This is a genomic window from Legionella sainthelensi (assembly GCF_900637685.1).
In the GTDB taxonomy this organism is placed as follows: domain Bacteria; phylum Pseudomonadota; class Gammaproteobacteria; order Legionellales; family Legionellaceae; genus Legionella; species Legionella sainthelensi.
In genome coordinates this window covers 3,563,283-3,578,092 of sequence record NZ_LR134388.1, presented here as the reverse complement: position 1 = coordinate 3,578,092, position 14,810 = coordinate 3,563,283, and the positions used below count along the sequence as shown (strand labels likewise).

Here is a 14,810-nt window from a genome sequence, read left to right as displayed (position 1 = left end):
GATTCTCCTCAAAGGATACGAGTAATTAACTTATATTGTGCCGCAAAGGTCGGCGCTGTGTGTAATTATAACCCAGGTTCATTAAGTTAACGTTAAGTTAAGTCATTGTCTCAAAATATCCAATTTTGTTGATATTTTATGCATAATAATTAGGGTATTTTCCATAGAATAGAGATTCAGTTTTGGAGTTACACTACTTGCCCTGCGGCCCAACCGGATGACCATGCCCATTGAAAATTATATCCTCCTAACCACCCCGTTACATCCAGGGCTTCGCCTATGAAATAAAGGCCAGATATTTCATGAGATTCCATGGTTTTTGATGAAATGGAATTACAATCTATCCCACCAATGGTTACTTCTGCAGTCCGATATCCTTCAGTACCATTAGGTTTTACGGTCCATGAATTAAGTTGTTTTGCTACAGACTCTAGGTCTTGATTTGATAGTTCAGCTAATTTTTTTTCTGCAATTTCTGGTTTGATAAAGATTTCAATGACGCGTTTGGGTAAGAGAGTGGATAATATTGAATTTAATTGTTTTTGTGGTTTATTGGCTCGAGCAGCTTTTAAATGTTCAAGAAGATTAATTTCAGGTAATAAATTGATACAAATAGTTTCACCAACGTTCCAATAGGAAGATAATTGTAAGATTGCAGGACCACTCAAACCTCGATGGGTAAATAAGGTATGCTCGCGAAATTCAATACAGGCATTTTGGACCAAACTATCAATTCCAATTCCTGAAAGTAATGCTATTTTCTCTTTTTCAGCTACATCTAAGGTTAAAGGAACCAGTCCGGCTCGTGTTGGCCATACTTTAATCCCAAATTGTTCCGCAATTTTATAGGCAAACGGACTCGCACCCATGGTCGGTATAGATAATCCCCCACTGGCAATAACTGCAGAGTGGCAATGAAAAGTACCTTTCGTGGTTTGTATTTTGAAACTTTGTGTTTTGTGAATTTTTTCAATGCTCGTATTTAACTGTATTGTAACCCCTGCACGGTCACATTCTTTGAGCAGCATAGTAACAATATCTATTGATTTATTATCACAAAAGAGTTGTCCTAGCGTTTTTTCATGGAAAGGTATCTTATGCTTTTTTACCAGCTCGATAAAATCCCATTGGGAGTAGCGGGTTAAAGCCGATTTAAAAAAATGAGGATTATTTGATTTGTATTTTTCGGGTTCTATATAATAATTGGTGAAATTACAACGCCCTCCGCCGGACATTAAAATTTTCTTACCCGCTTTATTGGCATGATCTAGTACTAAAACTTTACGACCGCGTTTGCTTGCTTCAATGGCGCACATTAACCCCGCGGCACCTGCGCCAATGATAATAACATCAACTTCTACCATAATAGGAGCAACTTGTTTTAAACAAAATCAAATGTAAGGGTATCATGGGTCAACTTCAATTCAAAATAAAAACAGAGCAGTCCCCTCATCGGTTACTCTGATGTTACTTTGTTGGGTAACCTCTCTTGATACTTGATCTTCAACCACTTTATGCGCGGCTGTCGCTTTGCAAAAAGAACATTATCGGTTCAAATTAATTCAAAAGTTGAGGGGAATGAGCTGTTAAATACCCAGGGTCTGTGGACATGTTCTCCTCCTACGCCGATAAAATGTCAACAGATCCTGGTTTGGTATTGAAAATTACGATATTTTTTATCTAAACTCACGGGCAAGATATTTTTATGTATTTTTTAGAACGCCTCTTAGCAATTTTCTTAGGCATTGTTGTATTGCCATTACGTGTATTTGCATATCATGCTTTGTGGGCTATTATTGCCTTTTTTGTTGGATTTTTTTCTATCTTAGGTTTGCCATTATCTCTAGCATTAACATTGCATCATGAAGGTCTTTCTAAAGCCAATATACTTTTGGCTCTTTTTTTTGGTTTTCCAATTATTGCAATAATAGTCACAGGAGCTCTCTCCTTTTTAATGATATTTTTATTGTGCAGTACGATAGTAGATACGGTTGAGGCATTAGGATTAGGCTTTATAAATAGCCTTCTTTATGGAATGGATGGTTTTTGGAACACCTTAAGCACACAGCAAATCCTTAGTCAGGCGGTGTGGAATCCAATTAGAGTCTTTTTAGGATTGGCTAATACGAATCAATTAATGAGTAATGGTGAAGATCAACGAATCATGGATGGGCTGCAAAATTTTGAGATTGTACAGGAAGATATAGAGATCCCTGATTTGCAAAATAAAGAACCACGAGAGCCTCCTATGTTACTTAAAGAAACTGAGTTAAAAAAAATCGAAGAACTCATTGCTCAGCTAACATACGTCAAAGAGTCTTTAAAACAACCAGTAAAAGAACAATTAACTCTTTTAAACATTTTATATATTCAATATAAAGATCTTTTTTCTAAATTAGAAAAAGTGCATTTGGCATTGATGCGTCACGAGAAAAGTCAAATTAAAGATGAACTTATTGCCTACAATAAAGTAAAAATACCTATATTACTCGCCAAGCAATATAAAAAAGGAGAGAACTGGTATCATGTCCCAGCTGCAAGTTATGTTACGGATAGAGACAGCTTTTTGCATTTACTGAAATACAGTTCCAAACATCCATTAAATAGAGATCTTTTTAAGAGACCAAGGCGCTACAATCAAATGGAAACAAGATATATTTGGTATGAACTAACCGAAAATTACTGTTCCTCTCAGGAATTGAGTGAGGTTGTTATTGAAATCCGCGTTGTGATGAATGCATTGTTGTCTCAAATGAATGAAATAAAAAGAATGAATGTCAGCATCGATACTTTTTCTCCGGCATTTTTTGCACCAGCAATTAAAAATAATGAGCATTCTTTGGTATTAAAACTGGAGCAGAAAAATAGGTTACCACTTTGAGAGTATTGATAGTTTAAGATGTTCACTTTATTTTTCCATAAGATACTTTAAACTTATATTATGAAGAAGCATCAGTTTCGGATAGTGATTTTGTTATTTTCGCGTTGGCGAAATCCATTTGTGTTTTGTTATCATGCCTAGGCAAATAGGGCTTTGTTTTCACGAGAAAGAGTAGCAAGCATGGGTTATTAAATTATTTTTAAGGACAGCCATCATGAATGAAGTTGATATTTTAGGTTTATTTTATGATGTAATGAAAATTGAGGGAGTCACTCGAGATCAAGTTTTCTTAAATATGGAAGATGAATCTGCAGCAATGCTTTCTCAAAAATTAAAAGAGCCGGTTTCATTGCAGCAATTGCAAAAATTAACTGATGTTTGCATCGCTAATGAATGGTTAGAACGAACAACAGCCGATCCAAATTATAAATATTTATCGTTAACTGAAGCAGGACTTCAAATTGTTTTAGCTAATCTATACACATAATTGCAAGTCAAGGGTATAAACTTTAAGCAAAACTCGGTAAAATATGTCACTTTATCTTTTTTTGTTGTTACCATGCCAAAACGAACCGATATTAAATCCATTCTTATCCTTGGGGCTGGTCCTATCGTAATAGGACAAGCTTGTGAGTTTGACTACTCTGGCACCCAGGCTGTACGTGCTCTAAAGGAAGAGGGGTACAGAGTTATCCTCGTGAACTCTAATCCAGCAACTATAATGACTGATCCCGAACTTGCAGATGCGACTTATATTGAACCTGTTTCTTGGAAAGAAGTAGCGCGAATTATTGAAATTGAACGTCCCGATGCTCTTTTGCCCACCATGGGAGGGCAGACGGCTTTGAATTGTGCATTAGATCTGGAACGTGAAGGGATCTTGGCAAAATATGATGTTGAAATGATTGGCGCGACACGAGAAGCAATTGATCGTGCTGAAGATAGGGAAAAATTTCGGCAACTGATGATTAAAATTGGTTTGGACATGCCAAGATCCGCTATTGCGCACAGCATGGAAGAAGCCATACAGGTGCAAGCACGCTTGGGTTATCCAGCAATTATCCGCCCTTCATTTACTATGGGGGGAAGTGGTGGAGGAATTGCCTACAACCGTGAAGAATTTGAAGAAATTTGTATGCGCGGTTTGGAGTTGTCCCCAACCCACGAACTATTAATCGATGAGTCAGTACTGGGATGGAAAGAGTTTGAAATGGAAGTGGTACGCGACAAAAATGATAATTGTATTATTGTCTGTACTATTGAAAATTTTGATCCTATGGGAGTACATACAGGCGATTCAATTACTGTTGCCCCAGCACAAACCCTCACCGATAAAGAATATCAACGTATGCGTGATGCTGCAATTAAGGTGTTAAGGGCAGTTGGAGTTGATACTGGGGGTTCTAATGTGCAATTTGCCATTAATCCTGAAAATGGGCGCATGCTGGTGGTAGAAATGAACCCCAGAGTTTCACGCAGTTCCGCATTAGCTTCCAAGGCAACCGGTTTTCCGATTGCAAAAATCGCTGCAAAACTTGCTGTGGGATATACGCTTGATGAGTTAAAAAATGAAATTACTGGAGGAATGACTCCTGCTTCATTTGAACCAAGCATTGATTATGTAGTGACTAAAATACCTAGATTTAACTTCGATAAATTTCCTCAAACTCCGGATACATTAACGACCCAAATGAAATCTGTTGGTGAGGTCATGGCCATAGGCTCTAATTTTCAGGAATCCTTACAAAAAGCGATTCGAGGATTAGAAATAGGCCGCTGTGGCTTACATCCGTTGTTTTTAAAAGGCGATTTAGCACGCTTAAGAGGGAATTTGCGTGAACCTACTCCAGATAGACTTTGGTATATTGCCGATGCTTTTCGGAAAAATATGTCGCTTGATGAAATTCACCAGGAAAGTCGGGTTGATCCTTGGTTTTTAGCACAAATTGAAGAATTGATTGCCTTGGAGCGTTCTGTTGCTGATGAAACACTAGGCAACATTGATGCAACAACGTTACGCTTGTTAAAAAAGCGGGGTTTTGCAGATGCATATTTAGCTAAACTTTGGTCGTGTGCTGAAGAAGAAGTTCGTAAAAGACGTCAGGAACTCGGAATATTACCTGTTTATAAGCGCATTGATTCTTGTGCCGGAGAGTTTCCCAGTGCTACAGCATACATGTATTCGTGTTATGAAAGCAGCTGTGAGGCGAAACCTGATTTAGACAAGAGAAAGATAATGATCCTTGGTGGTGGTCCGAATCGAATTGGCCAAGGAATTGAATTTGATTATTGTTGTGTCCATGCAGCTATGGCACTTAGAGATGCAGGTTGCCAGACTATTATGGTAAATTGTAATCCGGAGACAGTATCTACTGATTTTGATACCTCAGATCGATTATATTTTGAACCAGTGACTTTAGAGGATGTTTTAGCCATTGTCGAAGTAGAAAAACCCGAGGGAGTGATTGTTCATTATGGTGGCCAAACCCCGTTAAAATTAGCTCGTGCTTTAGAAGCTAATGGCGTAAAAATTATAGGAACTTCCCCAGATGCAATTGATAGAGCAGAAGATAGGGACCGTTTCCAAAAATTAGTTACTGAACTGAAATTACACCAACCTGACAATGGTACCGTACGGAGTGAAGAAGAGGCGATTGCTTTAGCAAATAAGATTGGTTATCCCTTAGTTGTTAGGCCATCTTATGTGCTTGGCGGGCGTGCTATGGAAGTTGTTTATCAGGAAGAAGATTTACGCCATTATTTGTCTCATGCCGTCGCTGTATCTAATGATTCACCAGTATTGTTAGATAAATTTTTAAATGACGCGATTGAAGTGGATATTGATGCAGTTTGTGATGGCAAGGAAGTAGTGATCGGAGCTGTAATGGAACATATAGAACAGGCGGGTATTCATTCAGGAGATTCTGCTTGTACTTTACCTCCTTTTAGTCTTAGCGTTGTTGTGCAACAGGACTTAATGGAGCAAATGCGTCAAATGGCATTAAAATTGGGCGTGGTGGGTTTAATTAATGCCCAATTTGCAATTCAGGCTGATGATATTTATGTTTTGGAAGTGAATCCAAGAGCCTCCAGGACCGTGCCCTTTGTATCTAAAGCTACAGGATTCCCCTTAGCCAAAATTGCGGCTCTTTGTAAATTAGGTGTGAGTCTAAAAGAGCAAGGATTGAGTCAAAATCACCATATGCCATCGTTTTATTCAATTAAATTGCCCGTTTTCCCGTTTATTAAGTTTTCTGGAGTAGATTCTATTCTTGGTCCAGAAATGAAATCTACTGGCGAGGTGATGGGTATTGCCAGACGGTTTGGACAGGCTTATGCTAAAGCACAATTAGGAGCAGGCAGTAATATTCCTAAACGTCGTCGCGCTTTTGTTTCTGTTCGCGATGCGGATAAAACGCGAGTAGGAGAGATTTCTAAGCGGTTGATTGAATTGGGGTTTGAAATCATAGCGACGCGTGGCACGGCTCTGGCTTTGCAAGCAGCAGGAGTTGACTGCCGAAGAGTATTTAAGGTCAACGAAGGGCGACCTCATGTTTTAGACTTTATAAAAAATAATGAAATTGATTTCATTGTCAATACAACTGAAGGCAAGCAAGCTATTGCTGATTCTTTTGCAATTCGACGCAATGCGTTGCAACATAAGGTGAGCTATACTACGACCTTATCAGGTGCTGAAGCTGCTTGTCTTGCGATGAAATATGAAGACAGAGAAACTGTAACACGATTACAGGACTTACATTAAGAAAGGAATTATATAGAGGTAGATATGAGCAAATATCCTATGACAGTACATGGTGCAGAAGCATTAAAAGAAGAATTAAACCGATTAAAATTTGTTGATAGACCTCGTATTGTGGATGCAATCGCCACAGCTCGAGCACACGGTGATTTAAAAGAAAACGCAGAATATCATGCTGCCCGTGAACAGCAGAGTTTTAATGAAGGACGTATTCAGGAGCTAGAGGCAAAATTATCTCATGCTCAAATTATTGATATCAGCAAATTACCCAACAACGGCAAAGTAGTATTTGGCTGTACCGTGACTATTTGTCATGTAGCCAATGATACCAAATTAACCTACCAAATCGTGGGTGAAGACGAAGCAGATATTAAACAAAATAAAATTTCTTACAGTTCACCTATTGGGCGTGGATTAATTGGCAAAGAATTAGATGATTCTGTAACTGTAAACACCCCAGGAGGGTTGGTAGAATACGAAATTATTGATGTTCAATATATCTAAATAACGTGAGAGCGACGTAAAGGCACCATGCTGCTGCCTTTCGTCGCGAAACAAACGTTATCCCGTAAAACGCGTCTCCCAGTGAAAGCGGAAATACGTAGCGTGTGTATGGGCTTCAGTTTTAAACAAAATCAGTTGGATATAAAAAATGATACTTATTTTTTATAGCGAAACCCCATTCAATAAGAAGTACCTCTCTAGCGAATCTTAACCACACGCGAGGCAAGGATCCAAAAAACTGGAGCTTAGGGTTCGCTTCCTTAACACGCATTTCCAAGAAGACATCTGTTCTGAACGTTTCTTTTCCATTGGCGCCTGTTCGAGGTATGCATACAAAATTTAAAGTCTGCGAAAATTATTTTTTTGCGTAAGGGAGGTAAATGCGGACCATTTAGATAGAGATGGAGTAAGCCATTACTTTTTATTAAACCTGAAGATATATAATATGTTCATATGATATATTCATAAAATCAATTGGATTGATTTTTGTCTATATGATTAAATAATTGATATTAGGTTGATAGTTGATAAGGGTGAGATAATAATGTCCAATACTAAGCAAATGAATAGGTTACTTGCCATTCTTCGGGATGAAAAAAACTCGATACAAGAACGTAATTTTGCGCTAAAAAAATTGGATAAGGAAATTAATAAGCAGGCTTTAGAGGGAGAGGCGGATTTTGAAGCCAGTTTTTCTGCGTTTGAACAACAGTGGTCGCAATTTGAAGAAGCGATTTCTGTTTTTGAAAGGGATGCTGATGATGCCGATGAGGAGGTGGAGCAACTAATCCAGCAAGAGAGAGAGAAGATACGTTTGGAAAAACGGGATAACCCAAACTTCTCACCAAAAAAAATCGATACTGAAATTAAAAATCTGGAAAGTAGACTTCAAGATTTACATCAATTTACCGTTCAAGATCTTGAAAGAAGACTTCATGTTTTACATCGATTTAGAGTTGAAAGCCATGAACGAAAGCCAAACGCTTCCATTAAAAAGCTGGAAGCAAAGCTAAGCTTATTTCAGGATAGGGATGAAAAAGAACCTCAATTTGATCAATCTGGCCCTTTAAGTAGCGGTGCTTCGGATAAAGAAGATACGGCACATTTATCGCAAAACAGCATTAATTTACGAACCGCCCCCATTACAACAAAAGTTATCCCGAAAACGAATATCTTTGCTGCTTTTATTAATCACTGCAGATTACTGATACAATCAGTGGGGTATTTTATGAAAAAATTAGGTAATAATGGTATTTCTTTACCAGAGGCCACTGCAAAACTTGATGAGACCCAAGCGAAATTAAGCACCTCAATGGGAAAATTAATAGAGGCAGTAAATTATTTCAAAAATATAAGTGATGAACTTGCTAAGCATAATAAAGCTCTTTTAAGGGAGTTTGCTAAATACGGTCAAGAGGGTAAAAATATCCCTAAAATGCAGGTGTTACTAAAAAAAATTAAATCGAGTAACGACGTTGATAAGGACGTAAAATTGAAAGCTCTTGAAGGCCGTATCTTAAATTATAAGATCTTGGGAAGTAAGATAAGGGAAATGACTCATCAGTTAGACAAAGTTAACAAAGATGCGGGTGCTGCCTACGAAAATTTGAAAAATGCCGCTCTCATGCATAAAGTTGCAACAAAAAGTGTTGCTAATGCGTTGAATAATCTGGAGCTAATGGTAGACCGAGAAGAGTTAATAAAAAACCAGCATCGAATAAAAGATAGGCTTTTTGAAGACCGAAAAGAATATGAAAAAGCTAAAGAACTAATGGAGTCCACTGAAGAGATGTTGAAATTGTCTCATCCAAGCCCGTAGTGCCCTATCCCAAATTTGTTCTATCTTATATAATTTAAATAAGACATCTGAGACGATGTTTTCAATAAACTAAACTCCAATGGTTGCGATTACAGGAAGTAATAATGAGCTCATTTTCCGAATGGTTCCAATCAGTTCCAATTCCAGTTGATGCCCTAATCGGTCGTTATGATTTGAAATTGGTAGCTTTGTCTTATGTTATAGCTGTTATTGCTTCTTATGTTGCGCTAAATCTAGTAGGTCGCCTTCGTTCCGAACGAAGCAGCCATATTCGACTTTATTGGCTTGCTGGTGGTGCATTTGCGATGGGTTCAGGAATTTGGGCCATGCATTTTGTTGGCATGTTAGCTTTTATCATGCCTATGCCCATGGAATATGATGTCAGTTGGACAGCAGCCTCGTTAATTGTTGCCGTGCTTGCTTCCGCATTGGCTTTGTTTATTTTACAGAAAAAAGATTATTCCATGTTGCATCTTGCGTTAGGTGGATTAATCGTGGGGCTTGCCATTTCCACCATGCATTATATGGGCATGGAGGGAATGAAGTTTCATGTGAACATTCATTATTTGCCGGGCTTGTTTTTTCTTTCTATCGCTATTGGAATTGCCGCCGCGGAAACTGCGATTTGGTTAGCTTTGCAAAGCAATTATGGCTCAAGGAAAAAGCAGTTTAATTTAAAAATCATCAGCTCTTTTCTCATGGGGTTGGCTATTTGTGGCATGCATTATACAGGTATGGCTGCCGCTGTATTCACCCCCAATTTATCCCATGTTATGGCAGCGGAAAATTCGACCATAGAACCAAGGTATTTGGCCTATTTTATTACGGGGATTAGTCTCTTTATTTTTATAATTGCGCTCACCGCATCGGGTTATTATAAGAAAATGATTCTTGCCATAGAAAATGAGAAAGAATTTCTTAACGCGATGCTTGATAATTTAGAAGATGGAATCATCGCGTGTAATGCAGCAGGTCGAATCACAGTATTAAACCACACGATTCAAAAGTATATTAATTCAAATAAGATAAATAAAGACATTAATAATATATCGAATTACTTTAGTCTTTTTACACTTAATAATAATCCAATTAGCCCAGATGAGTTTCCACTTAAGCGCGCTCTGAGAGGAGAGCTTGTTCGAGGGGTTGAATTAATAATGCATACGAAAAATGATGGAGTACGGCATGTAGTCATCGATGGACAAAAAATTATTAATTCAGAGAAAAGCAATTTAGGTGCGGTTATTGTCATCCATGATGTTACTAATCTCAAACAAACGGAGAGATTAAAAGATGAGTTTGTTTCTACAGTAAGTCACGAATTACGTACTCCTCTTACTTCCATACGTGGTTCTCTGGGATTGTTAGTGAGTGGAATCATGGGGGTGTTTCCTGAAAAAGCAAAAAAATTGCTTGATATAGCGAATAACAATTGTGAACGGTTGCTTCTGTTGATTAATGATATTTTAGACATAGAAAAAATTGAAGCGGGAAAAATGGATTTTGAACTCAAAGTAATTGAACTAAATCAAATAGTTAAGGAATCAATCGACGTTAATAAAATGTACGCAGAAAAATTTAACGTAACCATTGAATTAACACCAAATAATAATGAAGAATATTTAGTTTCAGTAGATTCTAGTCGGCTGATGCAAGTTTTAGCAAATCTACTCTCTAATGCGTGTAAATTTTCCTATGAAAATGAAAAAGTCTCGGTTACGGTGCAACAAGTTGGTTCATCAGTTAGGGTATCTATTTCAAATAGAGGCGTGGGTATCTCTCCTGAGTTTAAGTCACGCATTTTTCAAAAATTTTCTCAAGGAGATTCCTCAACTACTAGAGGAAAAGGCGGGACTGGTTTGGGGTTGAATATTAGTAAGACAATTATTGAAAAACTGGGCGGTGTGTTACATTTTGAGAGCGAGCTTAATGATTTAACGACCTTCTATTTTGACTTACCTTTAGTGCAGCAACCACTTATTTCCCATGAAGAAAATAAACCATTAACTACGGAAATGAGTAAAAGATTGTTGATTTGTGAAGATGATAGTGATCAGGCCAATTATCTAAAATTACTTTTAGAGTCTGCTGATTTTATTGTGGATGTGGCTATAACTGCTGCTGAGGTACGAAAGTTATTAGAACATCATGAATATCATGCGCTTTTATTGGATTTAATATTACCTGATCAAGATGGAATTTCATTCATTAGGGAGTTGCGTGCAAATCAAAAGACAATGTATTTGCCGATTATTGTTCTTTCAGTTATTGCTCAGGCAGGTAAAGAGTTATCCAATGGAGATGCAGTGTCAATAGTGGATTGGTTAGATAAACCAATTGATTTTAATAAGTTACTGACGGCAATTAATAAAATACAGAAACATGACTCTCAAGATCTGCCACATATATTACATGTTGAGGATAATAAGGATACGCAAGAAATTGTAGAAGCGCTTCTTGAAAAATATGCGAAGGTAACTACAGCCAATAATTTAAAAGAAGCAAAAGAAATGCTGAAAAAAGATAAGTATAATTTGGTTATCTTAGATTTATTGTTGCCTGATGGAAATGGGCTCGAAATTTTACCGATGATATCGAAATATCATGCACCTGTTCTTGTATTTTCTGATACCAATTTAAATCAAGATTATTCTAAATTTGTGAGTCAAGCGTTACTTAAATCTAATTCTTCGAATGAAATTTTACTTGATACGATAAAAAAACTTCTTTAACGTTTAATCAAAGGAATAGAAAATGCATAAAGAACTGAAAAAAATTTTATATGCTGAAGATGAAGAGGACATAAGAGCTATTGCCCAAATAGCCTTGGAAGAGATTGGCGATTTTACAGTTAGATATTGTTCTAACGGTAAAGAGGTTATTGATGCTGCAAAGGAATTTATTCCTGATTTACTTCTATTAGATGTAATGATGCCTGAGCAGGATGGACCAACCACTTTATGTGAATTACGAAAAAATCCTGAGTTTATGGAAATACCCGCTATATTCATGACTGCTAAAATACAAAGTGATGAAATAGCAGAGTATAAGTCTATAGGAGCAATTGATGTTATTAAAAAGCCTTTTGATCCTTTGACTCTTGCGATGTCAATAAACAATGCCTGGTTAAAATATAATGGATGAAAAGATACAGAAAAAATTACATAGTCTTTTTATGCACTACCGTAAGCAACTTCCTGAGCGAATTTATAGTTTAGAGCTGCAATGGCAAGCTCAGCTCAAACAATGGGATTTAGCTGGTTTTCAAGAATTCCATCGTAATATACATAGCTTATGTGGTTCTGCTGGAACTTATGGTTATTTGGAGTTGGGCAAGACAGCTCGGCAGATGGAAATATTATTAAAAAATGTACTTGCTAATGGGAAATTAGCAGAGGAAGATAAGGAAAAAATTACTTCATATTTTAATCAATTAAAAAGCGTATTAGCTCATGAGGATTCTCCAAAATCGCTTGGTTTTATCGCTGAAAAAAAATCTGCAGATAATAAGTTAATCTATATTCTGGAACAAGAACTCCCCTTGGTTAATGAACTAAGAACAGGCCTGCAACAGGCTGGGTATGAGGCACAACCTATTAAAGAGATGGCCTCATTACAGCACTTAATCGAGAAGCAGCAACCTATTGCGTTGATTATTAATACGGATTATCTAAACACATCCTCTCTCGAATATCTGGTTACTGTAGAAAAACAACATAAGGGGCTCATTCAATTATTTTGTATTGTTCCTAATGCTGATTTATTACCTCGACTTACAGCCATTCGCGCGGGGTGTGTTGCCTTTTTTCAAAAACCGCTCGATGTGTCTTACATGATTCAAGAAATAAATTTAAATTGTACTTCCCCTATTAATGAAGCATACCGAATTTTAATCCTGGATGATTCACAATCATTAGCGGAATTTTATTCTTTGATTTTAAAACAAGCAGATATGATTACCCGAGCCATTACAAAACCTTTGGATTTATTAAAAGAGCTCGAAACATTCCAGCCTGATTTAATTTTGATGGATATTTATATGCCGGAGTGTTCTGGTTTAGAACTTGCAACGTTACTTCGAAAAGACAGACGATACACGAAAATCCCCATTATTTTTCTGTCTACAGAGGATGATAAGAACAAGAAATTAGCAGCAATTAGCTTAGGTGGTGATGATTTTCTTACCAAACCGGTTTCGCCCCAAGATTTAGTTTCTGCAGTCAGATCTCGTTCAAATCGTGCAAGCATTTTAAATTATTATATGACTACAGATAGTTTGACGGGGTTATTAAATCATTCAAGTGTTTTAAATCGGTTAAATATTGAAATTTCCAGAGCAACCCAACAGAAGTCATCCCTTTCTTTTGTGATGATTGACATTGATAATTTTAAATTAATTAATGACACTTATGGTCATCCTTTTGGTGATGCGGTAATTAAAAAACTGGCCTCTATTCTGATGATGAATTTACGTAATCAAGATATTATTGGACGGTATGGTGGAGAGGAGTTTGTGCTCATATTACCAGGCGCTAACCTTGAAAACAGCCAAAAAATTTGTAATAACTTACGCATTCAATTTGCTGATCATACTTTTACAATAAATGATCAACAAGTACATGTAACAATTAGTATGGGAATTTCGAGTTTGACTCATAGCCACGATTTTAATGATATTGTGAATTATGCAGATCAAGCGTTATATAAAGCAAAACAAAATGGGAAAAATCAGATTGTTGTCTATTCTGAACATTTAATTGTAAATTAAATTCTGTTGATGAGTATTCCTATAGGATGTTGATCTATTGCCACACTAGATAACTAAACTGAATCCTTCTCTGGGAATAATTGGTGCCAAGTCAGCGGAAATCTATTTGATTTTTCAATGAATAGTTAAAAAAATGCATTATAAATGAGCATCGTGATATTATTTATCCTTTTTTTAATGAGGATATTATGAGTCAAGAAAAAAGAGCACAAAAGACTCTTTGGGATGCCTATGCTTTTAGTACAGGATACACACTTTTTACAACATGTATAGGTCATCCAGCTGAAAGGCTAAAAGTTGCAATTCAAACAAATCTTTCTCAAAGCTCTTACTCGGTTATAACGCAATTTGCTGGGGTAAACGTAAAGCATTTTTCTACAGGATTTTTATCGTGTGTTATTCGCCAACTTGGAAAAGTGGCATATAGACCATTATTGATTACTCATATGCCAAAAGAAATTGATAAGCTACAATTTTCTATGTTTTCTGGAGGTGTGCTCAAAGGAGCGATCGCAAGTGTTTTTGATACTGTAGTGGTTAGTCCAATTGAAAACGTCAAAACCGTACAAATGAAAACTATTGCCAGTCATACTAAACCTATAACACCTTTCCAAGCAATGAATACTGTTTATCAACAAAGAGGTTTAGCTGGTTTTTTTTCTGGAAGTGCTCCTACGTTAGGAAAAGCTTTTCCCAGCTGGTTTTATTTATTTATGACATACAATGCAATTAAAACCAAACGTGAAAAGCAAACCTTTTTATCAACCATTTTATGGGCAACTTTTGCTTCAGCCCCAGTTGTTTTTGCAACTACGCCTCTTGATGTATTGAAAAGTCAGCAGCAAGCGGGTAATAAAGGACAACAATCACTAGGACAGCTTGTTTCTCAAATTTATAAAAATCATGGTATTAGCGCTTTTTTTAGAGGATTCAATTGTCGATTAGTACATAAGTCATTGTCCACCGCGGGCGCTTATATGATTTTAGATATGGCGCATAAGATGTAATGTGCTACGAGGATATTTTTGGGGACAATCTTATACCACCATTGATAAGCACAGTATCTGAAAGAGATTAA

Annotated in this window: 10 protein-coding genes; 9 read left to right on the top strand and 1 reads right to left on the bottom strand. The window is 36.8% G+C overall.

Going from position 1 to position 14,810, the window contains the following annotated elements:
- Positions 1-188: 188 nt before the first annotated feature.
- The gene (locus tag EL220_RS15730; protein WP_027271336.1) at positions 189-1,364 is read right to left on the bottom strand and encodes a BaiN/RdsA family NAD(P)/FAD-dependent oxidoreductase; all 1,176 of its coding nucleotides are present in this window, start codon (positions 1,362-1,364) and stop codon (positions 189-191) included.
- Between the two features lie 341 nt (positions 1,365-1,705).
- Between EL220_RS15730 and EL220_RS15725 the strand changes: the two genes are divergently transcribed.
- From EL220_RS15725 to EL220_RS15685, 9 genes are all read left to right on the top strand, one after another.
- Positions 1,706-2,881 (top strand): coiled-coil protein, encoded by a 1,176-nt coding sequence (locus tag EL220_RS15725; RefSeq protein WP_027271335.1) that lies wholly within the window; start codon positions 1,706-1,708, stop codon positions 2,879-2,881.
- A 214-nt stretch (positions 2,882-3,095) separates the two neighbouring features.
- Positions 3,096-3,368, top strand: a complete 273-nt coding sequence (locus EL220_RS15720; protein ID WP_027271334.1) for a hypothetical protein — start codon at positions 3,096-3,098, stop codon at positions 3,366-3,368.
- Between the two features lie 72 nt (positions 3,369-3,440).
- Positions 3,441-6,644 (top strand): carbamoyl-phosphate synthase large subunit, encoded by a 3,204-nt coding sequence (gene carB / locus EL220_RS15715; RefSeq protein ID WP_027271333.1) that lies wholly within the window; start codon positions 3,441-3,443, stop codon positions 6,642-6,644.
- 24 nt (positions 6,645-6,668) lie between these two features.
- Positions 6,669-7,145 (top strand): transcription elongation factor GreA, encoded by a 477-nt coding sequence (gene greA, locus EL220_RS15710; RefSeq protein ID WP_027271332.1) that lies wholly within the window; start codon positions 6,669-6,671, stop codon positions 7,143-7,145.
- A gap of 544 nt (positions 7,146-7,689) precedes the next feature.
- Positions 7,690-8,964: a hypothetical protein gene (locus EL220_RS18280; RefSeq protein ID WP_027271331.1), complete on the top strand. Its 1,275-nt coding sequence runs from the start codon at positions 7,690-7,692 to the stop codon at positions 8,962-8,964.
- Positions 8,965-9,068: 104 nt separating this feature from the next.
- The gene (locus EL220_RS15700) at positions 9,069-11,696 is read left to right on the top strand and encodes an MHYT domain-containing protein (RefSeq protein ID WP_027271330.1); all 2,628 of its coding nucleotides are present in this window, start codon (positions 9,069-9,071) and stop codon (positions 11,694-11,696) included.
- A 22-nt stretch (positions 11,697-11,718) separates the two neighbouring features.
- A complete protein-coding gene (locus EL220_RS15695; RefSeq protein WP_027271329.1) occupies positions 11,719-12,108 on the top strand; it encodes a response regulator in 390 nt (129 codons plus the stop codon).
- Positions 12,101-13,732: a diguanylate cyclase gene (locus EL220_RS15690; protein ID WP_027271328.1), complete on the top strand. Its 1,632-nt coding sequence runs from the start codon at positions 12,101-12,103 to the stop codon at positions 13,730-13,732. The genes EL220_RS15695 and EL220_RS15690 overlap by 8 nt, the downstream gene beginning before the upstream one ends.
- 188 nt (positions 13,733-13,920) lie before the next feature.
- Positions 13,921-14,739 (top strand): MC/SLC25 family protein, encoded by an 819-nt coding sequence (locus tag EL220_RS15685; RefSeq protein ID WP_027271327.1) that lies wholly within the window; start codon positions 13,921-13,923, stop codon positions 14,737-14,739.
- Positions 14,740-14,810 lie beyond the last annotated feature (71 nt).